Origin of the sequence: Brotaphodocola sp., from assembly GCF_050873365.1 — a bacterium.
Classification (GTDB): Bacteria; Bacillota; Clostridia; order Lachnospirales; family Lachnospiraceae; genus Brotaphodocola.
The window spans coordinates 16,756-40,848 of record NZ_JBNMIQ010000029.1; the positions used below are offsets into that span (position 1 = coordinate 16,756).

Annotated in this window: 36 protein-coding genes; 35 read left to right on the top strand and 1 reads right to left on the bottom strand. The window is 47.9% G+C overall.

Annotation, left to right across the window (positions count from 1 at the left end; translation table 11 throughout):
• Positions 1-34: 34 nt before the first annotated feature.
• From secD to yajC, 3 genes are read left to right on the top strand one after another with little or no spacing between them, the layout of a single operon-like run.
• A complete protein-coding gene (gene secD, locus ACR0QT_RS11805) occupies positions 35-2,197 on the top strand; it encodes a protein translocase subunit SecD (protein ID WP_432630955.1) in 2,163 nt (720 codons plus the stop codon).
• Positions 2,194-3,327, top strand: coding sequence for a tRNA guanosine(34) transglycosylase Tgt (gene tgt / locus ACR0QT_RS11810; protein ID WP_432630957.1), 1,134 nt, complete (start codon positions 2,194-2,196; stop codon positions 3,325-3,327). Before secD ends, tgt begins: the two co-directional genes overlap by 4 nt.
• Positions 3,328-3,360: 33 nt before the next feature.
• A complete protein-coding gene (gene yajC / locus ACR0QT_RS11815; RefSeq protein ID WP_177978860.1) occupies positions 3,361-3,633 on the top strand; it encodes a preprotein translocase subunit YajC in 273 nt (90 codons plus the stop codon).
• 150 nt (positions 3,634-3,783) lie between these two features.
• Here the strand turns inward: yajC and ACR0QT_RS11820 are convergent, their stop codons facing one another.
• Positions 3,784-4,644 carry a class I SAM-dependent methyltransferase gene (locus tag ACR0QT_RS11820; RefSeq protein WP_432626857.1) on the bottom strand — a complete coding sequence of 287 codons (861 nt, stop codon included), beginning with the start codon at positions 4,642-4,644 and terminating at the stop codon, positions 3,784-3,786.
• 407 nt (positions 4,645-5,051) lie between these two features.
• Between ACR0QT_RS11820 and ACR0QT_RS11825 the strand changes: the two genes are divergently transcribed.
• The 32 genes from ACR0QT_RS11825 (at position 5,052) to ACR0QT_RS11980 (ending at position 23,774) form a co-directional block, all read left to right on the top strand.
• Positions 5,052-6,425: a cell wall-binding protein gene (locus ACR0QT_RS11825; RefSeq protein ID WP_432630958.1), complete on the top strand. Its 1,374-nt coding sequence runs from the start codon at positions 5,052-5,054 to the stop codon at positions 6,423-6,425.
• A gap of 882 nt (positions 6,426-7,307) precedes the next feature.
• Positions 7,308-7,625: a 30S ribosomal protein S10 gene (gene rpsJ, locus ACR0QT_RS11830; RefSeq protein ID WP_118533463.1), complete on the top strand. Its 318-nt coding sequence runs from the start codon at positions 7,308-7,310 to the stop codon at positions 7,623-7,625.
• Between the two features lie 52 nt (positions 7,626-7,677).
• Positions 7,678-8,313 carry a 50S ribosomal protein L3 gene (rplC, locus tag ACR0QT_RS11835; protein ID WP_177978815.1) on the top strand — a complete coding sequence of 212 codons (636 nt, stop codon included), beginning with the start codon at positions 7,678-7,680 and terminating at the stop codon, positions 8,311-8,313.
• 28 nt (positions 8,314-8,341) lie between these two features.
• Positions 8,342-8,962 (top strand): 50S ribosomal protein L4, encoded by a 621-nt coding sequence (rplD, locus tag ACR0QT_RS11840; RefSeq protein WP_177978813.1) that lies wholly within the window; start codon positions 8,342-8,344, stop codon positions 8,960-8,962.
• Entirely contained in the window at positions 8,962-9,261 is a 300-nt protein-coding gene (gene rplW / locus ACR0QT_RS11845) for a 50S ribosomal protein L23 (RefSeq protein WP_177978811.1), read from the top strand. Before rplD ends, rplW begins: the two co-directional genes overlap by 1 nt.
• A gap of 151 nt (positions 9,262-9,412) precedes the next feature.
• Entirely contained in the window at positions 9,413-10,258 is an 846-nt protein-coding gene (gene rplB, locus ACR0QT_RS11850; protein WP_177978809.1) for a 50S ribosomal protein L2, read from the top strand.
• 19 nt (positions 10,259-10,277) lie between these two features.
• Positions 10,278-10,556 (top strand): 30S ribosomal protein S19, encoded by a 279-nt coding sequence (gene rpsS, locus ACR0QT_RS11855; protein ID WP_177978806.1) that lies wholly within the window; start codon positions 10,278-10,280, stop codon positions 10,554-10,556.
• A 30-nt stretch (positions 10,557-10,586) separates the two neighbouring features.
• Positions 10,587-10,973, top strand: coding sequence for a 50S ribosomal protein L22 (rplV, locus tag ACR0QT_RS11860; RefSeq protein ID WP_177978804.1), 387 nt, complete (start codon positions 10,587-10,589; stop codon positions 10,971-10,973).
• 13 nt (positions 10,974-10,986) lie between these two features.
• On the top strand, positions 10,987-11,643 hold the full coding sequence (gene rpsC, locus ACR0QT_RS11865; protein WP_432630959.1) for a 30S ribosomal protein S3: 657 nt from the start codon (positions 10,987-10,989) through the stop codon (positions 11,641-11,643).
• The gene (gene rplP / locus ACR0QT_RS11870; RefSeq protein WP_177978792.1) at positions 11,643-12,080 is read left to right on the top strand and encodes a 50S ribosomal protein L16; all 438 of its coding nucleotides are present in this window, start codon (positions 11,643-11,645) and stop codon (positions 12,078-12,080) included. Before rpsC ends, rplP begins: the two co-directional genes overlap by 1 nt.
• The gene (gene rpmC, locus ACR0QT_RS11875; protein ID WP_177978790.1) at positions 12,070-12,276 is read left to right on the top strand and encodes a 50S ribosomal protein L29; all 207 of its coding nucleotides are present in this window, start codon (positions 12,070-12,072) and stop codon (positions 12,274-12,276) included. The genes rplP and rpmC overlap by 11 nt, the downstream gene beginning before the upstream one ends.
• A gap of 15 nt (positions 12,277-12,291) precedes the next feature.
• Entirely contained in the window at positions 12,292-12,546 is a 255-nt protein-coding gene (gene rpsQ / locus ACR0QT_RS11880) for a 30S ribosomal protein S17 (RefSeq protein ID WP_349061731.1), read from the top strand.
• A gap of 20 nt (positions 12,547-12,566) precedes the next feature.
• Positions 12,567-12,935: a 50S ribosomal protein L14 gene (gene rplN, locus ACR0QT_RS11885; protein WP_177978786.1), complete on the top strand. Its 369-nt coding sequence runs from the start codon at positions 12,567-12,569 to the stop codon at positions 12,933-12,935.
• A 13-nt stretch (positions 12,936-12,948) separates the two neighbouring features.
• On the top strand, positions 12,949-13,248 hold the full coding sequence (gene rplX / locus ACR0QT_RS11890; protein WP_432626862.1) for a 50S ribosomal protein L24: 300 nt from the start codon (positions 12,949-12,951) through the stop codon (positions 13,246-13,248).
• 22 nt (positions 13,249-13,270) lie between these two features.
• Positions 13,271-13,810, top strand: coding sequence for a 50S ribosomal protein L5 (gene rplE / locus ACR0QT_RS11895; RefSeq protein ID WP_177978783.1), 540 nt, complete (start codon positions 13,271-13,273; stop codon positions 13,808-13,810).
• Positions 13,811-13,825: 15 nt separating this feature from the next.
• Complete coding sequence (locus tag ACR0QT_RS11900) at positions 13,826-14,011, top strand: type Z 30S ribosomal protein S14 (RefSeq protein WP_002566501.1); 186 nt, start codon at positions 13,826-13,828, stop codon at positions 14,009-14,011.
• 192 nt (positions 14,012-14,203) lie between these two features.
• Positions 14,204-14,605 (top strand): 30S ribosomal protein S8, encoded by a 402-nt coding sequence (gene rpsH, locus ACR0QT_RS11905; protein ID WP_177978781.1) that lies wholly within the window; start codon positions 14,204-14,206, stop codon positions 14,603-14,605.
• Between the two features lie 142 nt (positions 14,606-14,747).
• Entirely contained in the window at positions 14,748-15,290 is a 543-nt protein-coding gene (gene rplF, locus ACR0QT_RS11910) for a 50S ribosomal protein L6 (RefSeq protein WP_177978779.1), read from the top strand.
• Positions 15,291-15,307: 17 nt separating this feature from the next.
• Positions 15,308-15,676, top strand: coding sequence for a 50S ribosomal protein L18 (gene rplR, locus ACR0QT_RS11915; RefSeq protein ID WP_177978777.1), 369 nt, complete (start codon positions 15,308-15,310; stop codon positions 15,674-15,676).
• Between the two features lie 16 nt (positions 15,677-15,692).
• Positions 15,693-16,202, top strand: a complete 510-nt coding sequence (rpsE, locus tag ACR0QT_RS11920) for a 30S ribosomal protein S5 (protein ID WP_177978775.1) — start codon at positions 15,693-15,695, stop codon at positions 16,200-16,202.
• 13 nt (positions 16,203-16,215) lie between these two features.
• Entirely contained in the window at positions 16,216-16,398 is a 183-nt protein-coding gene (rpmD, locus tag ACR0QT_RS11925) for a 50S ribosomal protein L30 (RefSeq protein WP_177978773.1), read from the top strand.
• Between the two features lie 26 nt (positions 16,399-16,424).
• On the top strand, positions 16,425-16,865 hold the full coding sequence (gene rplO, locus ACR0QT_RS11930) for a 50S ribosomal protein L15 (protein ID WP_177978771.1): 441 nt from the start codon (positions 16,425-16,427) through the stop codon (positions 16,863-16,865).
• A gap of 1 nt (position 16,866) precedes the next feature.
• Positions 16,867-18,183, top strand: a complete 1,317-nt coding sequence (gene secY / locus ACR0QT_RS11935) for a preprotein translocase subunit SecY (RefSeq protein WP_432630960.1) — start codon at positions 16,867-16,869, stop codon at positions 18,181-18,183.
• Positions 18,184-18,307: 124 nt separating this feature from the next.
• Positions 18,308-18,952, top strand: coding sequence for an adenylate kinase (locus ACR0QT_RS11940; protein WP_432630961.1), 645 nt, complete (start codon positions 18,308-18,310; stop codon positions 18,950-18,952).
• Between the two features lie 3 nt (positions 18,953-18,955).
• Positions 18,956-19,705, top strand: a complete 750-nt coding sequence (map, locus tag ACR0QT_RS11945; RefSeq protein WP_432630962.1) for a type I methionyl aminopeptidase — start codon at positions 18,956-18,958, stop codon at positions 19,703-19,705.
• 298 nt (positions 19,706-20,003) lie between these two features.
• Entirely contained in the window at positions 20,004-20,222 is a 219-nt protein-coding gene (gene infA / locus ACR0QT_RS11950; protein WP_021869270.1) for a translation initiation factor IF-1, read from the top strand.
• Positions 20,223-20,373: 151 nt separating this feature from the next.
• Positions 20,374-20,487, top strand: coding sequence for a 50S ribosomal protein L36 (gene rpmJ / locus ACR0QT_RS11955; protein WP_003497809.1), 114 nt, complete (start codon positions 20,374-20,376; stop codon positions 20,485-20,487).
• Positions 20,488-20,522: 35 nt separating this feature from the next.
• Positions 20,523-20,891 carry a 30S ribosomal protein S13 gene (gene rpsM / locus ACR0QT_RS11960; RefSeq protein WP_177978763.1) on the top strand — a complete coding sequence of 123 codons (369 nt, stop codon included), beginning with the start codon at positions 20,523-20,525 and terminating at the stop codon, positions 20,889-20,891.
• A 91-nt stretch (positions 20,892-20,982) separates the two neighbouring features.
• Positions 20,983-21,384, top strand: coding sequence for a 30S ribosomal protein S11 (rpsK, locus tag ACR0QT_RS11965; RefSeq protein WP_177978761.1), 402 nt, complete (start codon positions 20,983-20,985; stop codon positions 21,382-21,384).
• An 18-nt stretch (positions 21,385-21,402) separates the two neighbouring features.
• The gene (gene rpsD / locus ACR0QT_RS11970; protein WP_308451368.1) at positions 21,403-21,996 is read left to right on the top strand and encodes a 30S ribosomal protein S4; all 594 of its coding nucleotides are present in this window, start codon (positions 21,403-21,405) and stop codon (positions 21,994-21,996) included.
• 155 nt (positions 21,997-22,151) lie between these two features.
• Complete coding sequence (locus ACR0QT_RS11975; RefSeq protein ID WP_308451370.1) at positions 22,152-23,111, top strand: DNA-directed RNA polymerase subunit alpha; 960 nt, start codon at positions 22,152-22,154, stop codon at positions 23,109-23,111.
• Positions 23,112-23,237: 126 nt separating this feature from the next.
• On the top strand, positions 23,238-23,774 hold the full coding sequence (locus ACR0QT_RS11980; RefSeq protein WP_177977835.1) for a bL17 family ribosomal protein: 537 nt from the start codon (positions 23,238-23,240) through the stop codon (positions 23,772-23,774).
• The last annotated feature ends 319 nt before the right edge of the window (positions 23,775-24,093 follow it).

A 24,093-nucleotide genomic window follows, 5' to 3' on the forward strand; every position in this document is an offset into this window, starting at 1 on the left:
GAGGAGAATCCTTTGACGGCGGAAAGGAGACAACATGAAGAACAGCAAGACAAAGGGCCTGCTTGGTCTGCTGATTCTGCTGGTGGCAGTCGTTGGCTTCGGATTTCTCGGTTATAAGACCGTTGGAGATGTGAAGCTCGGACTGGACCTTGCCGGTGGTGTCAGCATCACCTATCAGGCGGTAGAGGACAATCCTTCTTCCGAGGAGATGTCCGATACCATCTACAAACTTCAGCAGAGAGTGCAGAATTACAGCACCGAGGCTGAGGTTTACCAGGAGGGCAGTAATCGAATCAACATCGATATTCCGGGTGTGAGCGATGCAAATGCCATTCTGGAAGAACTCGGAAAGCCGGGTTCCCTGACCTTTACCGATGAGAGCGGAAATGTGCTCTTGACCGGAGATCAGGTGGCAACTGCAAAGGCAGGAATCATCGATCAGAAAAATGGTCAGAAGAGTTATGTCGTAAGCCTGACATTTACGGACGAGGGAACAAAGACGTTCGCAGATGCAACGACAGCAAATGTCGGAAAGAGAATCGCGATCATTTACGATGGACAGGTTTACTCCGCTCCGGTTGTCCGCGAGGCAATCACCGGAGGACAGTGCCAGATCGATGGAATGGCTTCCTATGAGGAAGCTGAGAACCTGGCATCCACGATCCGTATCGGTTCCCTTTCTCTCGAACTTGAAGAACTGCGTTCCAACGTAGTAGGTGCAAAGCTGGGACAGGAAGCAATCTCGACGAGCCTGAAGGCAGGTGCAGTCGGATTTGCAATCCTTGTTGTATTCATGCTTGTTGTTTACCTGCTTCCGGGTCTGTCAGCAGTGATTGCTCTGACCCTGTATGTGGGACTTGTTGTTCTTCTGCTCGCAGCCTTTGAGGTGACTCTGACCCTGCCGGGAATCGCAGGAATCATCCTGTCTGTCGGCATGGCAGTAGATGCAAATGTCATCATCTTTACGCGTATTAAGGAGGAGATCGGTCTGGGCCACTCGGTTCAGAATGCGATCAAGGCCGGATTTGCAAAAGCACTCTCCGCAATCGTTGACGGAAATGTGACGACGCTGATCGCAGCGGTTGTACTGTATTTCCGCGGTTCTGGTACCGTAAAGGGATTTGCAACGACTCTGGCAATCGGTATCGTTCTGTCAATGTTTACCGCCCTCGTTGTGACGAGAGGAGCTCTCTATGCCTTCTACGCACTCGGACTTCAGAGCCCGAAGCTCTACGGCAGTAAGACGACGAAGAAGGTTTACAATGTCTTAAAGATCCGTAAGGCAGTCTTCGCAATCTCTGTTCTGATCCTTTTGGCAGGCGGAGTTGGCATGGGAATCAACAATTCCAAGACGGGTCATCTCTTCCATTACAGCATGGACTTCACCGGTGGTACTTCCACGAGCGTGACTTTTAATGAGGAGATGTCTCTCGAGGATATTTCCACAAAGGTAGTTCCGGTTGTCGAGAAAGTGACCGGAGATGCCGATGTGCAGACACAGAAGGTTGCAGGAACAAGTGAGGTTATCATCAAGACGAAGACGCTGAATGTCGATCAGAGACAGGCTCTCGAGGAAGAGCTCGTCAATGAGTTTGGCGTGGACGGAAGCAAGATCACGGCAGAGAGCATTTCCGGTGCAGTCAGCACGGAGATGAAGCGCGATGCCGCAGTTGCACTCGCAATCGCAGGCGTTCTGATGCTTCTCTACATCTGGGCTCGTTTCCGCGATATTCGTCTGGCAGCAAGCTCTGTTATCGCACTGATGCACGACGTTCTTGTCGTTGTCTCCTGCTATGCACTGTTTGGATGGTCAGTTGGATCTACGTTCATTGCCTGCGTTCTGACGATTGTGGGATACTCGATCAATGCGACGATCGTAATCTTCGACCGTATCCGTGAAAATCTGGCAGTTCAGGGCAAGAGAACGCTCGAGGAGGTTGTCAACACAAGTATCACTGAGACTCTGACCCGAAGCATCAACACTTCTCTGACCACATTTGTGATGGTTCTGGCTCTCTACATCATGGGAGTTTCCTCCATCCGTGAGTTCGCACTTCCGCTGATGGTTGGCGTTGTGTGCGGTACCTATTCTTCCGTATGCCTGTCCGGTTCCCTCTGGTATGAGCTGACAGTTCGGAAGAACAAGAAGGTGGCTGAGGCGAAGGCACAAGCAAAGAAAGCAAAGGCAAAGAAATGAAATACAAACTGATTACTACGGACGGTCGCGCAAAGCGTGCTGAGGTGGAGACCGTCCACGGAACCGTTCAGACGCCATTGTTTATGAATGTGGGTACGGTGGCTGCGATCAAAGGCGCAGTTTCCACCGATGACCTGCGCCAGATCGGTACTCAGGTGGAGCTTTCCAATACCTACCATCTGCATGTGCGCACTGGCGACAAGCTGATTAAACAGTTTGGCGGTCTGCACAAGTTCATGAACTGGGATCGCCCGATCCTCACGGACTCCGGCGGATTTCAGGTTTTCTCCCTTGCAGGTTTAAGAAAGATCAAGGAGGAAGGCGTTTACTTCCAGTCTCATATCGATGGTCACAAGATCTTCATGGGACCGGAGGAGAGCATGCAGATTCAGTCGAATCTCGCTTCCACGATCGCGATGGCATTTGATGAGTGCCCGCCGAGCCATGCAGAGCGCGCTTACATTCAGAATTCAGTAGAACGGACGACGAGATGGCTTGAGCGTTGTAAGAAAGAGATGGCTCGCTTGAATTCTCTTCCGGATACGATCAACAAAGAACAGCTCCTGTTTGGTATCAATCAGGGTGGTGTGATCGACGAGATCCGAATTGCTCATGCAAAGACGATCGCAGATATGGATCTTGACGGCTATGCAATCGGTGGACTTGCAGTCGGAGAGACACATGAGGAGATGTATCACATCCTCGATGTGACCGTTCCTCATCTTCCGCAGAACAAGCCGACGTACCTCATGGGTGTCGGAACACCTGCGAACATTTTGGAGGCAGTGGACAGAGGCGTGGATTTCTTTGACTGTGTATATCCGTCAAGAAATGGTCGTCACAGCCATGTATATACGAACCATGGAAAGCTGAACCTGCTGAACCAGAAATACGAGCTGGACCCTCGTCCGATCGAGGAGGGATGCCAGTGTCCGGCATGCCGTTCTTACAGCAGAGCGTATATTCGTCATCTGTTCAAGGCGAAAGAAATGCTCGGAATGAGATTATGTGTCTTGCATAATCTGTACTTTTATAATACAATGATGACGGAGATTCGCGAAGCGATCGAACAGCACCGCTATGCAGCCTATAAAGCAGAAAAGCTGGCAGGAATGGAAGCGGGAGAATAAGGAGGAGTTTGTATCATGTTACAGGCAACAGGAATGTCTATGCCGCTTCTGGTGGGTTATATTATTTTCTTCTGTGCTCTGATGTATTTTACGGCAATTCGCCCACAGCAGAAAGAGAAGAAGAAACAGGAAGAGCTGATTGCTTCCGTAGCAGTAGGCGATACCGTTCTGACAAGCAGTGGTTTTTACGGTGTGATCATCGATATGACAGACGATACGGTAATCGTAGAGTTTGGAAATAACAAGAACTGCCGTATTCCGATGCAGAAGGCAGCGATCGTTCAGATCGAGAAGCCGGAGGCATAAGAATCATAAGAATCGCCTGCATGAAATGCGGGATGTACAAAAAAAGAAAAGTGGCTCGGACAACCATCACGGTTGCCTGAACCACTTTTTTTATATGATAGGAAATTGCCGGGGCACATTCTTTTTTATACTATATTTATATAAAGGGATTTATTTCTCCCATCTTCCGGATGCACCGCACGGAAGAACAAGACCGGTTTCTTTTACCGGGAGACCGATCTCCTGAGAATCCACATGACCGCCGTACTTGGAAACGACCTCGAGAGAGATCATGTAGGTCAGAACAGCCGGAGCGAGACCGGTTGTGTAGGAGTTGATCAGGAAGAACAGCGGGTCGTCGGAGAGAAGCTGTGCACACAGCTTGACGAGGGAGTGGATAGCGTCCTCAATCTTCCAGATCTCACCCTTCGGTCCACGGCCGTAGGACGGCGGGTCCATGATGATCGCGTCGTAGTGATTGCCACGGCGAATCTCGCGCTCTACGAATTTCACGCAGTCATCGACAAGCCAGCGGATCGGAGCGTCTGCAAGACCGGAGGAAACGGCATTCTCCTTCGCCCAGGCAACCATTCCCTTGGAAGCGTCGACGTGGGTGACGGAAGCGCCAGCCTTTGCAGCTGCGAGGGTTGCACCGCCGGTGTATGCAAAAAGATTTAAGACCTTGATCGGGCGATTTGCCTGACGGATCTTGTCACCAAACCAATCCCAGTTTGCTGCCTGCTCCGGGAAGAGACCGGTGTGCTTGAAACTGAACGGTTTTAAGTTGAAGGTGAGTCCACGGTATCCGATCGTCCACTGCTCCGGAAGATCGAAGAATTCCCACTCACCGCCACCTTTTGCACTGCGGTGATAATGACCGTTCATATGTCTCCAACCCTTGTGCTCGCGCGGAGTGTCCCAGATGACCTGCGGGTCCGGACGAACGAGGAGATAATTTCCCCAACGCTCCAGCTTTTCGCCTCTGGAGCAGTCGATTACCTGATAATCTTTCCAGTTATCTGCTAACCACATAGTATATCCTGCCTTTCTTTGAGAACCGCATTTTCTCTTGCGGTAAAATCATTCGTTTTCTATTCGCTTTTTAAATCGGAGTATTCTGCCGGAAGCCGAAACATCACTTCTATATAATAAAGTAATATAGTCAATATAATTATAGAAGAATCTGTTCGCCTATCAATTTGCGATTGCTTTATTATAGCATTGATTGTTTGTTTTGGCTACATCACCTTTATACAATCTTGTTGATCGTTGCCGAAGCAACCGCGCCTCGGCGCGAGAATGTGCCAGGGCACATTCTTTTTTATATATGGAATGGAACGGAGAATCGCAGGGATTCTGACTGGAAAATGACAGTTTTGCATTTACCACTCAAAGATGGACGTGTATAATAAGGATAAAATAACGTGAGAGGAAAAAGTATGAGAAAAGAAAAATATTTGACTGCGGTGATGCTCGCGACAGCATTATCGATCAGTTTTGGAGTACCTGCGTGGGCTTCCGGGTGGGCGCAGGAAAATGGAACCTGGGTATATTATGGAGTAAACGATACTCGTGTGACAAATGCGTGGCGTCAGGGCGCAGACGGAGCGATGCGCTATCTCGACAGCAACGGACAGATGGCAGTCAGCTCCTGGGTCGATGATGACAACAGCTATGTGGATGAAAATGGAATTCGAATTTCTGGCAAGTGGCTTCAGGTTGCAAATTCTTCCAAGGCATCCGGATACGATTACTACTATTTTAATCAGAGTGGAAAGTGCGTAAAGAGCAAGTGGGAGAAAATCGACGGAAAGTGGTATTATTTTGATGAGAAGGGCGTGATGCAGACCGGCTGGATTGATGATAACCGATATTATTCTGATGAAAATGGTGTTATGCTCACCGGCTGGCAGAAACTCGACCCGCCGGAAGATGAGAAGGACAGTTATAAGCGTCCGGCACCTTGGGAGACGGATGATGGCAAGAAATGGTATTATTTTGGAAGCACGGGAAAGAAAGTTTTGCCGGATGAGAAGAAGGACAACATCAGCCAGAAGAAAATAGGAGGTTCTTACTACTGTCTTGACGAGTACGGTGCGATGCAGACCGGCTGGGTTTGCGTGACCGGATCAGATTCTGACAACATTGCGGATTATCGCTATGTGGATGATAACGGTCAGGTTAAAACGGGATGGTACTCGATCAATCCGCCGGAGGATCTTCAGGGACAATATGACCACGATGTCGAGTGGTTTTATTTCAATAGTAAGGGTGTGCCGAAGACGGGACCGGAGCGCGGAAGTGCCAAGAAAAATGATTTTTCAAAAATCGGAGGCAATACCTACCTGTTTGATGAGAGAGGAGTGCCGGTTTACGGTGTCCAGAAAGTTTACTCGGGAAGTGATGGGGATTCCTACACCGCCTATTATTTCGGGGATCGCAGTCAGAGCTGTCTCTTAAAAGGAAAGTTTACGCTCGATGAGGCTGGTGATCAGGTGAATTATTATTTCGCTTCGGGCGGAGAGGGATACACCGGAGTGAAGGACAATTCTCTATATTATATGGGAAAACTTCAGAAAGCCGACAGCGGAGATCAGTATACCGTGTTCTCGATTCCACAGGGAAGTCGCTATAATAATTATGTCGTCAATACCGCGGGAAAGATTGTGAAGAATACGACGGTGAAGGACAAGGCAGGCACAAAGTATAAGACGAACAGCAGTGGAATCCTTGTGAAGGAAGATGACGAGACGGTCAGCGGAGGCGATTACACCGAGCCGAGAGAGCCAGAGTGGAGCGCTTGGAGCGAGTAAGGCGAAGCGGGTGTAAGTAGCATTAGTATATAATGGGGCGCGTCTCCGGCGAAATAAGGTGTGCAAACTCGTTCTCACTCCGGGTTCAACGCAGTGGTGCGTAAGATCGCAGAGTACGCGATCTAAGCACCAGCGTTTCACACGGGTTTGCCCATCCTTTTTTGCCTACGTCGCGCTAGCCACTGTAAAATCATAAGTGTTTTGTAGGCATCAGCAATGTTGTTGCAGGGCGAATATTTATACACAGAGAGAAGAAAACATTCACCCTGTATTATTGTAAGTAATCGTAGCAGGGCGCGAGGTTGAGAAAGACAGTGCAAACCCGTGTGAGACGTCGGTGTTTAGACTGCGTATTTTGCAGTCTTATGCACCGTTACGTCGAACCCGGAGCGAGAGCGTGTTTGCATGGCTTTACTCAGACCGAGCGCCCCTTAATAAATTCCTAATTCCCCCCAAATATCCCCATAAAAAGATAATGAACAGGATCACAGGATTTCTCCTATAATAATCTTGATATACGTCTTTCCGGCGGAAGTTGCCCGGCAAGCGTGTACATATAAAAAAACATAAAAATAATTAAAAAACCGCTTGCAATTTCCAAAAAGACATGCTATTATAGGGAAGCTGTGACATGATAGCGATGAAACGAGAGGTTGCTACCTAGGGATGAGGTAGGTTTTCCGCGGAGCGAATGTCAAGTTAGGAAACTGACGACAAGTCACTGTACAAATTGAACAGCTGTAATTAAGATCGAGATTAAGTATCGAGAGATAGAGTAATGCAGTAACGCAGTGTGGGTCCAGGGCGACACACACGGAGAAGTGTACAGTCACCGCTTGTCGTACTTCGAATGAAAAGTGCGAAAAGGAGGCGACTTTTTTTATGGCAAGTCAAGTAATGAGAATCACGTTAAAGGCTTACGATCACCAGCTGGTTGATCAGTCTGCCGGAAAAATTATCGAGACCGTAAAGAAAACAGGAGCACAGGTGAGCGGACCGGTGCCGTTACCGACCAAGAAAGAGGTTGTAACAATTCTGAGAGCGGTACACAAGTACAAAGATTCTAGAGAGCAGTTCGAGCAGAGAACTCACAAGAGACTGATTGATATCACCACCCCGAGCCAGAAGACCGTAGATGCACTGTCTAAGCTGGAAATGCCGGCTGGTGTTTATATCGATATCAAAATGAAGCAGAAATAAGACTTTAGTATGATTGCCAAAAAAAGGTAATCCGCTGTAAGGAGGAAATGAAATGAAGAAAGCTATCTTAGCTACCAAAGTCGGAATGACCCAGATCTTCAACGAAGACGGTGTACTGGTTCCGGTAACGGTTCTTCAGGCTGGTCCGTGCGTAGTAACGCAGGTTAAGACCATGGAGAACGATGGCTACAAGGCCGTACAGGTTGGTTTTGTTGACAAGAGAGAGAAACTGGTTAGCAAGCCGGTAAAGGGACACTTCGACAAGGCTGGTGTTTCTTATAAGAGATTTATCAGAGAGTTCCGTTTTGAGAACGCAGAAGATTACTCCGTAAAGGACGAGATCAAGGCTGACATCTTCGCTGCTGGCGATAAGATCGATGCAACTGCTGTTTCTAAGGGAAAAGGTTTCCAGGGTGCGATCAAGAGATTTGGTCAGCACAGAGGACCGATGGCTCATGGTTCTAAGTTCCATCGTCATCAGGGTTCCAACGGTGCATGTTCCGATCCGAGTAAGGTATTCAAGGGTAAGGGAATGCCGGGTCACATGGGCAGCAAGCAGGTTACCGTTCAGAATCTTCAGGTTGTCAGAGTTGATGCTGAGAACAATCTGATTCTGGTTAAGGGCGCTGTTCCAGGACCGAAGAAATCTTTAGTAACGCTGAAAGAAACAGTGAAGGCTAGCAAGTAAGCCTTGACGAGAAAGGAGGAACACACAGATGGCAAACGTATCTGTTTACAATATGGAAGGTAATGAAGTCGGCAAGATCGACTTAAACGATGCGGTGTTTGGTGTTGAAGTTAATGAGCACCTGGTACACCTTGCAGTAGTTGCTCAGCTTGCAAACAAGCGTCAGGGCACTCAGAAGGCAAAGACCCGCTCTGAGGTATCTGGAGGCGGAAGAAAGCCGTGGAGACAGAAGGGAACCGGTCATGCAAGACAGGGTTCAACCAGATCTCCGCAGTGGAAGGGCGGCGGTACCGTATTTGCTCCGGTTCCGAGAGACTACACCATCACCCTGAACAAGAAGGAGAAGAGAGCAGCTCTGAAGTCTGCACTGACCACCCGCGTTCAGGAGAACAAGTTCATCGTTGTTGATGAGCTGAAGCTTGACGAGATCAAGACCAAGAAGTTCCAGACCGTTCTGAACAACCTGAAGGTTTCCAAGGCTCTGGTTGTTATCGGCGAGGACAGCGAGAACGTAGTTAAGTCCGCTAAGAATATCCCGTCTGTAAAGACTGCTTATGTTAATACGATCAACGTATATGACATTCTGAAGTACAACACAGTAGTAGCTACCAAGACTGCTGTCGCAAACATCGAGGAGGTGTACGCATAATGGCAAACGTTCAGTATTTTGATGTCATTCTCAAGCCGGTTATCACCGAGAAGAGCATGAACGCAATGGCTACGAAGAAATATACTTTCCTGGTACACACCGATGCTAACAAGGCTATGATCAAGGATGCCGTTGAGAAGATGTTCCCGGGCACCAAGGTTAAGAGTGTAAATACCATGAACAACGAAGGCAAGAACAAGAGAAGAGGAATGACCTTCGGTAAGACCGCAGCAACCAAGAAAGCTATCGTTCAGCTGACTGAGGATAGCAAGGAGATCGAGGTATTCGCTGGTCTGTAAGACATTGAAAATTCATCGCAAGGCGAATCCGCCAAGCGATGAACTTATGTAAAATATACGGCGTAGTGATGATTACGAGACTATACTGTGCCGTGATAAGGAAACACGTGGAACTGTTGCGAAGCGTGTGAAAGTTTGAAAGGAGAACGTCATGGGAATTAAAACATACCGCCCATATACACCGTCCAGAAGACATATGACCGGTTCTGACTTCGCTGAGATCACGAAGACCACTCCGGAGAAGTCTCTGGTTACTTCTTTAAAGAAGAATGCAGGACGTAACAATCAGGGTAAGATCACTGTGAGACATCGTGGAGGTGGCTCCAGAAGAAAATATAGAATCATCGATTTCAAGAGAAACAGCAAAGACGGTATTCCGGCAACTGTAATCGGTATCGAGTACGATCCGAACAGAACCGCTAACATCGCACTGATCTGCTATGCAGATGGAACCAAGGCTTATATCCTTGCTCCGGCTGGTCTGACCGACGGAATGAAGGTTATGAGTGGCGTTGAGGCTGAGGCTAAAGTAGGTAACTGCTTACCGCTGGCTAACATTCCGGTTGGTACTCAGATCCACAACATCGAGCTGTACCCGGGTAAGGGTGGTCAGCTGGTTCGTTCCGCTGGTAACGCTGCACAGCTGATGGCTAAGGAAGGTAAGTACGCTACTCTGAGACTTCCGTCCGGCGAGATGAGAATGGTTCCGATCGCATGCCGCGCAACTATCGGTGTTGTAGGTAACGGCGAGCACAACCTGGTTAATATCGGTAAGGCTGGAAGAAAACGCCATATGGGAATTCGTCCTACCGTTCGCGGTTCCGTTATGAACCCGAATGACCATCCGCATGGTGGTGGTGAAGGTAAGACTGGTATCGGCCGTCCGGGTCCGTGCACTCCTTGGGGCAAGCCTGCTCTGGGACTGAAGACCCGCAAGAAGAACAAGCAGTCTAATAAGCTGATTGTAAGAAGACGTAACGGCAAGACCATTAAATAATTGAAGGAGGAAGACACCTATGGCACGTTCATTAAAAAAAGGACCATTTGCTGACGCGCACCTGCTGAAAAAGGTTGACGCGCAGAACGCATCGGGACAGAAGCAGGTTATCAAGACCTGGTCTCGTCGTTCTACTATCTTCCCGCAGATGGTTGGACATACAATTGCAGTTCATGACGGTAGAAAGCATGTTCCGGTATATGTTACCGAGGATATGGTAGGCCACAAGCTCGGTGAGTTCGTAGCTACCAGAACCTACAGAGGACATGGTAAAGACGAGAAGAAGACCAAACGTTAATCGGCATGAGCGAAAGGAGGTAATTTAGCAATGGCTAAAGGACATAGAAGTCAGATTAAGAGAGAAAGAAATGCCCAGAAGGATACCAGACCAAGCGCAAAGCTGTCTTACGCTCGTGTATCCGTTCAGAAGGCTTGCTTCGTATTAGATGCCATCAGAGGCAAAGATGTGCAGACCGCACTTGGTATTGTAACTTATAATCCCAGATATGCTTCTTCCCTGATTCGGAAGCTGCTTGAGTCTGCTGTTGCAAATGCAGTAAACAACAACAACATGGACCCGGCTAAGCTTTACGTAGAAGAATGCTATGCAAACAACGGCCCGATCATGAAGAGAGTACACCCGAGAGCACAGGGACGTGCTTACAGAATCGAGAAGAGAATGAGCCACATCACCGTTGTTCTGAATGAGAGATAAATAGGAGGCAATTATGGGACAGAAAGTTAATCCGCACGGCGTCAGAGTCGGCGTTATTAAAGACTGGGATTCCAAGTGGTATGCAGAAGGCAACTTCGCAGACAACCTGGTAGAAGATTACAACATCCGTACCTTCCTCAAGAAGAAGCTGTACAGCGCTGGTATCTCCAAGATCGAGATCGAGCGTGCTTCTGACAGAGTTAAGATCATCGTTTTCACCGCAAAGCCGGGCGTAGTTATCGGTAAGGGTGGTTCTGAGATCGAGAAGCTGAAAGCTGAAGTTCAGAAGATGACCGACAAAAAGGTATTCATCGATATCAAAGAGATCAAGAGACCGGATCGTGACGCTCAGCTCGTTGCTGAGAACATCGCACAGCAGCTGGAGAACCGTGTGTCCTTCCGTCGTGCAATGAAGTCCACCATGGGCCGTTCCATGAAGACCGGAATCAAGGGAATCAAGACCGCTGTTGGCGGACGTCTTGGCGGTGCGGATATCGCACGTACCGAGTTCTACAGCGAGGGAACTATTCCGCTGCAGACCCTGAGAGCAGATATTGACTATGGTTTCGCTGAGGCAGATACCACCTACGGCAAGCTTGGCGTTAAGGTTTGGATCTACAAAGGCGAGGTACTTCCGACTAGAGGAAAAAAGGAAGGGAGCGATAAATAATGTTAATGCCGAAGAGAGTAAAGCGCCGCAAACAGTTCCGTGGAACTATGGCTGGTAAGGCTTTAAGAGGAAATAAGATTAACTATGGTGAGTTCGGTCTGGTAGCAACTGAGCCGTGCTGGATCAAGTCCAATCAGATCGAGGCAGCTCGTGTAGCTATGACCCGTTACATCAAGCGTGGCGGTAAAGTCTGGATCAAGATTTTCCCGGATAAGCCGGTAACCGCAAAGCCGGCTGAGACCCGAATGGGTTCCGGAAAGGGCGCAGTAGAGTACTGGGTAGCAGTTGTTAAGCCGGGTCGCGTACTGTTCGAGATCTCTGGCGTTTCTGAGGAGACTGCTCGTGAGGCTCTGCGTCTTGCCATGCACAAGTTACCCTGCAAATGTAAGATTGCTTCCAAAGCAGAGTTAGAAGGCGGTGATAACAGTGAAAACTAATAAGTTCGTAGAAAGTTTACAGGCTAAGTCTGCTGCTGAGCTGAACGAGGAGTTAGTAGCAGCAAAGAAGGAACTCTTTAACCTGAGATTCCAGAATGCAACCAATCAGTTGGACAATACCAGCCGGATCAAAGAGGTTCGCAAGAACATTGCCCGGATTCAGACTGTTATTACTGAGAAGTCCAAGCTGGCATAAGGAGGAAAAATGACCGTGGAAAGAAATTTAAGAAAAACCCGCGTTGGTAAGGTCGTAAGCGATAAGATGGATAAGACCATCGTAGTTGCTATTGAGGACCACGTTAAGCATCCCTTATACGGCAAGATCGTGAAGAAGACCGTTAAGCTGAAAGCTCATGACGAGAACAACGAGTGCGGTAAGGGCGATACCGTTAAAGTTATGGAAACCAGACCGCTGTCTAAGGACAAGAGATGGAGACTGGTTGAGATTATCGAGAAGGCGAAGTAAAGCAGGAAGGAGTATCAGGCATGGTTCAGCAGGAAACAAGACTGAAGGTTGCTGATAACACCGGAGCAAAAGAGTTACTGTGCATTCGTGTTATGGGCGGATCTACCAGAAGATATGCTAATATTGGCGATGTCATCGTCGCTTCCGTTAAAGATGCAACACCAGGTGGCGTTGTAAAGAAGGGCGATGTTGTTAAGGCCGTTGTTGTACGTACCGTTAAGGGCGCACGTCGTAAAGACGGTTCCTATATCAAGTTCGATGAGAACGCAGCAGTAATTATTAAGGATGACAAGACCCCAAGAGGAACCCGTATTTTTGGGCCGGTTGCAAGAGAACTTCGTGAGAAGCAGTTCATGAAGATCGTTTCTCTGGCTCCGGAAGTACTGTAAGGAGGTGTCCACTGTGCAGAAGATCAAGAAAGACGACCTGGTAAAGGTTATCACGGGAAAAGATAAAGACAAGACCGGTAAAGTTCTTCAGGTTAAGGACGGTAAGGTTGTTGTTGAAGGATGTAATATGGTTACCAAGCACACGAAGCCGAATGCAGGAAATCCGCAGGGCGGCATCGTAAAGCACGAGGCTGCAATCGACGCTTCCAACGTAATGCTGGTAGTTGATGGCAAGGCAACCAGAGTTGGTTTTGAGATGAAGGACGGCAAGAAAGTCCGCGTCGCAAAGGCAACCGGTAAAGTAATCGACTAATTGCAGAGAGGAGGAACGAGAGTTGGCAAGATTAAAAGAACAGTATCAGAACGAGATCGTTGACGCTCTGATCAAAAAATTTGGATACAAGAACATCATGGAAGTCCCGAAGCTTGATAAGATCGTTATCAACATGGGCGTTGGTGAAGCAAAAGAGAATGCCAAGGTTCTGGATTCTGCAGTAAGAGACTTAGAGCTGATTACTGGCCAGAAGGCAGTTACCACCAAGGCAAAGAAGTCTGTCGCAAACTTCAAGATCAGAGAGGGTATGCCGATCGGATGTAAGGTTACCCTGCGTGGCGAGAAGATGTATGAGTTCGCTGATCGTCTGATCAACCTGGCTCTGCCGCGTGTACGTGACTTCCGCGGTGTGAACCCGAACGCTTTCGATGGCAGAGGAAACTACGCTCTGGGCATCAAAGAGCAGCTGATCTTCCCTGAGATTGAATACGATAAAGTTGACAAGGTAAGAGGTATGGATATCATCTTCGTTACCACTGCCAAGACCGATGAGGAAGCTCGTGAACTTTTGACATTATTCAATATGCCGTTTGCAAAATAATAGGAGGAAAGATCCATGGCTAAGACTTCAATGAAGATCAAGCAGCAGCGTCCTGCAAAGTTCTCCACCAGAGAGTACAATCGTTGCAGAATCTGCGGACGTCCGCATGCTTATTTAAGAAAATATGGCATCTGCCGTATCTGCTTTAGAGAACTGGCATACAAGGGCCAGATCCCGGGCGTAAAGAAGGCAAGCTGGTAGGCTGAAGGCCCATCGCGAAACTTAGTGAATCTGTGCTATAAGGCAAAGGATGAACTTAGTAGAGCGATCGCTGAAAGCCCATCCCGAAACTTAGCGAGTCCGAGCCGTTATGGCGACGGATGCGCTTGGTTGACTGGGGTGTAGGTCCAGACAAGGAAACCAATCAGTATATACAAGGAGGAATTATCTACCATGACTATGAGCGATCCGATTGCAGATATGCTTACCAGAATCCGTAACGCAAACACTGCAAAACATGATACCGTAGATGTTCCCTCTTCCAAGATGAAGCTCGCTATCGCTGACATCCTGGTTAACGAGGGTTATATTCAGAAGTACGACATCGTAGAGGACGGCGCATTCAAGACCATCCACATCACGCTGAAGTACGGCGCAGACAAGAATCAGAAGATCATCACCGGAATTAAGAGAATCTCTAAGCCGGGTCTGCGTGTTTACGCAAACAAAGAGGATCTGCCGAGAGTTCTCGGTGGACTTGGTACCGCAATCATTTCTACAAACCAGGGCGTAGTTACCGATAAGGAAGCTCGTCGTTTAGGTGTAGGTGGCGAGGTTCTGGCATTCGTTTGGTAATTTCAGCTTAAAACTGAGATCTCCGCGAAGACCGCTGGTATTTCGCATCCGTTTTCTGAGTGAGGAAGCGGATATATGATGTAACTGAAAACAGAAGACGCAAGAAAGCGTTTTCCGAAAATTTAAGTAGGAGGTAAGTGGCATGTCACGTATCGGAAGAATGCCTATCGCAATCCCGGCAGGTGTAACTGTTACGATTGCTGAGAATAATAAAGTGACTGTAAAAGGTCCGAAGGGAACTCTTGAGAGAGAGCTTCCAGTAGAGATGGACATCAAAGAAGAGGATGGACATATCGTAGTAACCAGACCGAACGATCTGAAGAAGATGAAGTCTCTTCATGGTCTGACCAGAACCCTGATCAACAACATGGTAGTTGGTGTTACTGCTGGTTATGAGAAGGTTCTTGAGGTTAACGGTGTAGGTTACAGAGCATCCAAGCAGGGTAAGAAATTAACTCTGAACCTTGGTTATTCTCATCCGGTAGAGATGGAGGACCCGGAGGGTCTGGAGACCGTTCTCGACGGACAGAATAAGATCACGGTTAAGGGTATCGATAAAGAGAAAGTTGGCCAGTACGCTGCAGAGATTCGTTCCAAGAGAGCTCCGGAGCCGTACAAGGGCAAGGGCATCAAGTATGCGGATGAGACGATCAGACGCAAAGTTGGTAAGACTGGTAAGAAATAATTAAGGAGAGTACGAAGATGGTTAGTAAGAAATCAAGAAGCGAAATCCGCGTTAAAAAGCATACCAGATTACGTAATCGCTTTGCAGGCACTGCAGAGAGACCGCGTCTGGCTGTGTTCAGAAGTAACAACCACATGTATGCTCAGATTATTGACGACTCAGTCGGCAATACTCTGGTTGCAGCATCCACCGCAGAGAAGGCAGCAAAAGCTGAGCTGGAGCACACCAATGATGTGGCTGCAGCATCCTATGTTGGAACTCTGATCGCTAAGAGAGCACTGGAAAAGGGAATCGAGGAAGTTGTATTCGACAGAGGCGGTTTCATTTACCAGGGTAAGATTCAGGCACTTGCAGATGCAGCTCGTGAAGCTGGTCTGAAATTCTAGTAGAGAGGAGAACGGCATGAAGCGTACAATTATTGACCCGAATCAGTTCGAGTTAAATGACAATGTAGTAGCAATCAAGCGTGTATCTAAGACCGTTAAGGGCGGACGTACCATGAGATTCTCTGCTCTGGTAGTAGTAGGAGATGGCAATGGCCACGTAGGCGCAGGTCTGGGTAAGGCTGGCGAGGTTCCGGAAGCAATCCGTAAGGGTAAAGAGGCAGCTATGAAGAACCTGGTTGAGATCCCGGTTGATGAGAACAAGAGCATTCCTCATGATCATCTGGCAAAATTCGGTAGCTCCAGCGTACTGCTGAAGAAGGCTCCGGAAGGTACCGGTATCATCGCTGGTGGCCCGGCTCGTTCCGTACTGGAGCTGGCTGGTATCAAGAACATCCGTGCAAAGTCTCTGGGTTCTAACAACAAGACCAACGTTGTTCTGGCAGTAATTAACGGCCTGACTCAGCTTAAGACTCCGGAGGAGTATGCAAAGCTTCGCGGCAAATCCGTAGAAGAGATTTTAGGCTAAGGAGGACAGTAAAATGGCAGATAAGTTAAAAGTTACGTTAGTCAAGTCCCCGATCGGTGCAATCCCGAAGCAGAAAGCTACCGTTGAGGCTCTTGGCCTGAAGAAGCTGAACAAGACTGTTGAGCTTCCGAACAATGACGCTGTTAGAGGTATGATCTGGCACGTTAAGCATTTAGTTAAAGTAGAAGAGATCTAATTACTGAAGTAAGGAGGTGTACTGCAATGGATTTATCCAATTTACAGCCTGCTGTAGGTTCCAAGCACAGCGATAATTTCAGAAGAGGACGCGGTCACGGTTCAGGCAACGGTAAGACTGCTGGTAAGGGCCATAAGGGTCAGAAGGCACGTTCTGGAGCACCGAGAATCGGTTTCGAGGGTGGTCAGATGCCGCTGTACAGACGTCTTCCGAAGAGAGGATTTAAGAACCGCAACACGAAGACCATCGTTGGCATCAACGTAAGCGCTCTGGAGTGCTTCGAGAACGATGCAGTGGTTACCGTTGAGTCTTTACTGGAGACCGGAATCGTTAAGAATCCGAGAGATGGCGTTAAGATCCTTGGTAACGGTGAGTTAACCAAGAAGCTCAACGTTAAGGTTGATGCATTCAGCGAGAGTGCAAAGGCTAAGATCGAGGCATTAGGCGGAACCTGCGAGGTGATCTAATATGTTGAAAACGCTCCAAAATGCATGGAGAGTTGTGGAGATCAGAAAAAAACTGATCTTCACCTTCTTGATGCTGGTAGTGATCCGATTCGGTTCCGAACTGCCAATTCCAGGAGTGAGAACGGACTTTTTCGCGAATTTCTTCGCGAATCAGTCCAATGATGCTTTTGGTTTCTTCAACACGATGACAGGTGGTTCTTTTACCTCCATGTCTATTTTTGCGTTAAGCATTACTCCCTACATCACGTCATCCATTATCGTTCAGCTTCTGACGATTGCGATTCCGAAGCTCGAAGAGATGCAGCGTGAGGGAGAGGACGGAAGAAAAAAGATCGCAGAGTACACCCGTTACCTGACTGTTGGTCTGGCTCTGGTTGAGTCCATTGCCATGGCTGTCGGCTTCGGCGGACAGGGTCTGCTGATTAAGTTCGATGTCTGGAGCGTGATTATTGCAGTTGTCACGATGACTGCGGGAAGTGCGTTCCTGATGTGGATCGGTGAGCGAATCACGGATAAGGGCGTTGGCAACGGTATATCCATCGTTCTGCTTTTCAACATCGTTTCCTCTCTTCCGGAGGATGTGAATACCATTTACACCAAGTTCCTGAGAGGGAAAAATATTGGTGTCCTTGTGACGACACTTGTCATTATTCTGGCACTTATCATCGCAATGGTGGTATTTACAGTTGTTTTGCAGGATGGCGAGCGCAGAATTCCGGTTCAGTATTCTAAGAAAATGGTAGGAAGAAAGATGGTTGGAGGTCAGGCTTCCAACATTCCGCTGAAGGTTAACACCGCAGGCGTTATGCCGGTCATCTTTGCTTCTTCCATCATGTCGTTCCCGGTTGTGATTGCTCAGTTCTTCAAACCGGATTACACGACAATTCCGGGCAAGATTCTGATGGTTCTGAATTCCTCTTATTGGTTCAGACCGGAGATGCCCAAGTATTCCATCGGTCTGGTGATCTATCTGGTACTGATTGTGCTCTTCGCATATTTCTATACCTCCATCACCTTCAATCCGTTGGAAGTGGCAAACAATATGAAGAAATCCGGTGGATTTATTCCGGGAGTTCGTCCGGGTAAGCCGACTTCCGACTACCTGAACAAGATCCTGAATTATATTATCCTGGTCGGAGCTGCTGGTCTGATTGTGATCAGTGTGATTCCGATTATGATTTCCGGGCTGTTCTCTGTGAACAGAATGTCCTTTATGGGAACATCTCTGATCATTATTGTCAGCGTTATTCTGGAAACCATCAAGGCGATTGAGTCACAGTTGATTGTACGGAATTACAAGGGCTTTTTGAATGATTAAGCGTTCGTGAGAAGAGCTGCTGCGGATAGGCAGCAGCTTTTTTTCATATGGGAAATGGCATTTCGTAAGCATCAATGTATTGAGGAGGAATACCTCAACATCATAAATTGGAGGATAAGCAGAGATGAAGATTATCATGCTGGGAGCTCCGGGTGCAGGAAAAGGCACTCAGGCAAAGAAGATTGCAGAGAAATATCACATTCCTCACATTTCAACAGGGGATATTTTCCGTGCCAACATCAAGAATGGTACAGAGCTTGGAATGAAAGCAAAATCCTATATGGATCAGGGACAGCTCGTTCCGGACGATGTAACGATCGGAATGCTGCTTGACCGCATCAGTCAGGAAGACTGTGCAGAGGGATACGTTCTTGACGGATTCCCGCGCACGATTCCGCAGGCAGAGAGCCTGACAAAGGCACTCGCAGAGCGCGGTGAGAGCATCGATTATGCGATCAATGTCGACGTACCGGATCAGGCAATCGTGACCCGTATGGCAGGAAGACGCGCATGTCTCGCATGTGGAGCGACCTACCACATTGTATACAATGCACCGAAGAAAGAGAATGTCTGCGATGTATGTGGAGAGGGACTTGTTCTGCGTGACGACGACAAGCCGGAGACGGTTCAGAAGCGTCTGACTGTTTACCATGATCAGACGAAACCGCTGATCGATTATTACGGCAAGGCAGGAATCCTCGTTACCGTTGACGGAACGCAGGATCTGAACAAAGTATTTGAGGACATCGTGAGTGTCCTGGGAGCGTAAATTATGCCGGTGACCATAAAATCTGCGAGAGAAATTGAGCGAATGCGCGTAGCTGGAAAAATTCTGGCGAGTGTGCATGAGGAACTTGGAAAGGCACTGAAGCCGGGAATGTCCACTCTGGATATCGACCGTCTGGGTGAGGAGCTGATCCGCAGTCATGGCTGTGTTCCTTCTTTTAAGAATTATAATGGTTATCCTGCTTCTATCTGTGTGTCGGTCAACGATGAGATCGTTCACGGAATCCCGAATAGCCACCGAATCATCCATGAGGGCGACATCGTCAGCCTCGATGCCGGTGTGATCTACGAGGGATATCACTCGGATGCGGCGAGAACGCATGCAGTCGGAGTGGTTGATCCGAAGGCACAGAAACTGATTGATGTGACCCGGGAATCTTTCTTTGAGGGCATCCGCCAGGCGAAGGCAGGCAATTATCTGAACGATATCTCGTCTGCAATTCAGGCATATGCGGAGAGCTTCGGATACGGAGTGGTGCGAGATCTGGTAGGTCATGGAATCGGAAGTCATCTTCACGAAGATCCGGAAGTACCGAACTTTGCACGCAAGAAGAAAGGCATCCGCCTTCAGGCGGGAATGACACTGGCGGTAGAACCCATGATCAATGCGGGAACCTGGCAGGTATCATGGATGAGTGACGGGTGGACGGTTGTGACGAAAGATCACTCCCTGTCTGCACATTATGAGAACACGATTCTGATCACGGACGGCGAGCCGGAGATCCTCTCCCTGTAAGATTTTCCTGTAAGATCTCCTTGTGAGATCTCCGGGTAAGAGAGTTTCCGAAATTCAGTCGAAAGATTTTTGGTCGCTTCCCTCTGGGGAATGAAGTAAGTTTTCTTTTCCAGAGGGGAGGCTACCGAAAAGGATTTAAATGATTTCAAATGAATTCAGCTGAATTTAGATGGATCAGAATAGATCCGAATGGATTCGAATGGACTCGATAGAATGATCCCATGCGAAAGCGATCAGAACTGTGAATATAGAAACAGAACAATCATGAAATCATGAAATAAAAAAGGAGGCAGAGCACATGTCTAAAGCAGATGTTATTGAGATTGAGGGTACGGTTGTTGAGAAACTGCCGAATGCCATGTTTCAGGTAGAACTGGAGAATGGTCATCAGGTATTGGCTCACATCAGCGGTAAGCTGAGAATGAACTACATTCGTATTCTTCCGGGCGATAAGGTAACGCTCGAAATGTCCCCGTATGATCTGAGCAAGGGCCGTATCATTTGGAGAGACAAATAAATTGAAATTTTTTTAAAAAAGTTTCTAAAAACCACTTGCATAAAGTACGCCATGATGTTATAATGTCATGGCGACTTTGTTGAGATGCCGGGACAAGTGCGTCCGTGAGGGAACACTTTCCGGGGCTTATTCAGTAGAAAGGAGATTTGCCATGAAGGTGAGATCGTCGGTAAAACCGATTTGCGAAAAGTGCAAAATCATCAAGCGCAAAGGCAGTATCAGAGTAATCTGTGAGAATCCTAAGCACAAGCAGAGACAAGGTTAATAGACAATAATTGTAATAGGAGGTGTACGACGCAAATGGCTCGTATTTCAGGTGTTGACTTACCAAGAGAAAAACGTGTGGAAATCGGCTTGACTTACATCTACGGAATCGGCAGAACCAGTTCTAACCGTATTCTTGCAGCTGCAGGTGTTAATCCGGACACTCGTGTTAAAGATCTGACTGATGACGAAGTAAAGAAGCTCGCAGCAGTTATCGCTGAGACTCAGACTGTAGAGGGTGACCTTCGCAGAGAGATCGCTATGAACATCAAGAGACTCCAGGAGATCGGATGCTATCGTGGAATCCGTCACAGAAAGGGTCTGCCGGTTCGTGGTCAGAAGACAAAGACCAACGCAAGAACTCGTAAGGGTCCGCGTAAGACCGTTGCAAACAAGAAGAAATAATTAGTTTCAAGAAACAAGTAGTAGAATCAGGTTGCATGTTTTAAAAACAGGAAACAGGATTCGAGATGAAAGGAAAGTAGGTTAGTTTAAAATGGCTAAAAAAGTGTCCACTACTAAAAAAGTGACAAAAAAGCGTGTAAAGAAAAACGTTGAACGCGGACAGGCACATATCCAGAGCTCTTTTAACAATACAATCGTTACCTTAACCGATGCACAGGGTAATGCATTGTCTTGGGCAAGTGCCGGTGGTCTGGGATTTAGAGGTTCAAGGAAATCTACTCCATATGCAGCTCAGATGGCTGCAGAGACTGCTGCCAAAGCAGCTATCGTACATGGTTTAAAGTCTGTTGACGTTATGGTTAAAGGACCTGGTTCAGGCCGTGAAGCAGCAATCCGCGCACTTTCTGCATGCGGTATTGAAGTAACTAGCATTAAGGACGTAACCCCGGTTCCGCATAACGGTTGCCGTCCGCCAAAGCGTAGAAGAGTTTAATCTTAGGAGGTACGAAAAGTGGCAGTAGATAGAGTTCCTGTTCTTAAAAGATGTAGATCTCTTGGTCTGGATCCGATTTATTTAGGAATTGATAAGAAGTCAAACAGAGAGTTAAAGAGAGCCAACAGAAAAGTTAGCGAGTATGGCTTACAGCTGCGCGAGAAGCAGAAGGCAAAGTTCATCTATGGTGTTCTTGAGAAGCCGTTCCGCAACTACTACACCAGAGCTGAGAAGATGGAAGGTCAGACCGGTGAGAACATGATGATCCTTCTGGAGAGAAGACTGGACAACGTTGTATTCCGTATGGGATTCGGCCGCACCAGACGTGAGACCAGACAGATCGTTGATCACAAGCATGTACTTGTTAATGGCAAGTGCGTAAACATTCCGTCCTACCTGGTAAAGGCTGGCGATGTAATCGAGATCAAAGAGAAGGCTAAGTCCTCTCAGAGATACAAAGACATCCTGGAAGTAACTGCAGGACGTCTGGTTCCGGCCTGGATCGAGGTTGACCAGGAGAACCTGCGCGGTACCGTTAAGGAACTGCCGAACAGAGAAGAGATTGATGTTCCGGTAAACGAGATGCTTATCGTCGAGCTGTACTCCAAGTAAGATGTAAGCGCGTGAGCCTGAATACAGGGCAAAGCCAGGCCGAGAGGTTCTGGCTGTGCTTTGTCTAAAGGGCTTTCTTTTCCAACACGGAAAAAGCGATTTTACGGAATACAGAAATCCCTCGAATCATATACCCAGAAGGAGGGGCTATAATCGTGTTCGATTTTGAAAAACCAAACATTGAGATTGTTGAAATTTCAGATGACAAGAAATATGGCAAGTTTGTAGTTGAACCGCTTGAGAGAGGCTACGGCACCACATTGGGCAACTCCCTGAGAAGGATTATGCTTTCTTCCTTACCGGGCGCAGCTGTCAGTCAGGTGAAAATCGACGGAGTTTTGCATGAGTTCAGTTCTATTCCTGGCGTAAAGGAAGATGTAACTGAGATCATCATGAACATCAAGAGCTTATCTATTAAGAATAACAGCGACAGCAACGAAGTCAAGACCGCATACATTGAGCATGAGGGCGAGGGCGTGATCACTGCTGCTGATATTCAGGCTGACCCGGACATCGAGATCATGAACCCGGATCAGGTCATCGCAACACTGAGTGGCGGTGCTGATAGTCGCTTCTACATGGAGCTGACAATCACCAAGGGCCGTGGCTATGTGAGCGCTGACAAGAATAAGGGCGAGGATCTTCCGATCGGCGTGATCGCAGTAGATTCCATCTACACCCCGGTTGAGCGTGTCAATATGTCCATCGAGAACACCCGTGTGGGACAGGTTACCGATTACGATAAGCTGACTCTGGATGTTTACACCAATGGAACGCTTGCTCCGGATGAGGCTGTCAGCCTTGCGGCTAAGGTGCTCAGCGAGCATCTGAACCTCTTCATCGACCTTTCCGAGAATGCCAAGACCGCTGAGATCATGGTAGAGAAGGAAGATGACGAGAAGGAAAAAGTTCTGGAAATGAACATTGACGAACTGGAGCTTTCCGTTCGTTCCTACAACTGCTTAAAGCGTGCCGGCATCAACACCGTGGAGGAACTGTGCAACAGAACTCCGGAGGATATGATGAAGGTTCGTAACCTGGGAAGAAAGTCCCTTGAGGAAGTTCTTGCCAAGTTGAAAGAGCTGGGACTTCAGCTGAATCCTAGCGAGGAATAAGAAACGATGTGCCATACCCCGTAAGTCCATAGGGCAGGGGCGGGTACGAAAAATATCTTGGATGCTGCGGCCCGGTAAGTCCGATGTGCATGAGGCTGCACTCCACATTATATGGAGGAAAATAAAATGGCAGGTTACAGAAAGCTTGGAAGAACTTCCAATCAGAGAAAGGCACTGATCCGTAGCCAGGTTACAGCTCTGCTGTATCATGGAAAGATCGTTACCACCGAGGCAAGAGCAAAGGAGATCCGCAAGGTTGCTGAGGGTCTGATCGCTCTGGCTGTTAAAGAGAAAGACAACTTCGAGACTGTTACCGTTACCGCTAAGGTTGCTCGCAAGGACGAGAACGGCAAGCGCGTAAAGGAAGTTGTAAACGGCAAGAAGGTTACCGTTTATGATGAGGTTCAGAAGGAGATCAAGAAGGATAAGCCGTCCAGACTTCACGCTCGTCGTCAGATGCTGAAGGTTCTGTACGATGTAACTGAGGTTCCGACCGCAGCAGCAGGCAAGAAGAAGAACACCAAGAGTGTTGATCTTCCGGCAAAGCTGTTCGATGAGATCGCTCCGAAGTACGTTTCCCGTAACGGTGGTTACACCCGTCTGGTAAAGATCGGTCTTCGTCACGGTGACGGCGCTATGGAGGTTCTGCTTGAGCTGGTTTAATAGACCGCTTGCATGAGAATCCGAGTGTAGATTTTCGCATAGAGACCTGTCAGTCTAACTGATCGGTTTTGCAAAGAAAGCCTGCGTGAGAGAGTCATTCTTTCAGGCAGGCTTTTTTGTTTGGTAGGAAATCTACCAAAATCCTCTTTATAAGGGGCAGAATCCCTGTATTTTCTTCCGGCTCTATGTCAATAGTTGGGGTGGGATTCTTTGAAATCCCGCCCGATTGTTGACGTTGGAGCCATTTTTATATACAGCTCTGATACATCCTGTTTTTGGGCATGCCAAATAAGCCTCCCTCATTTACCGACCAATTTAA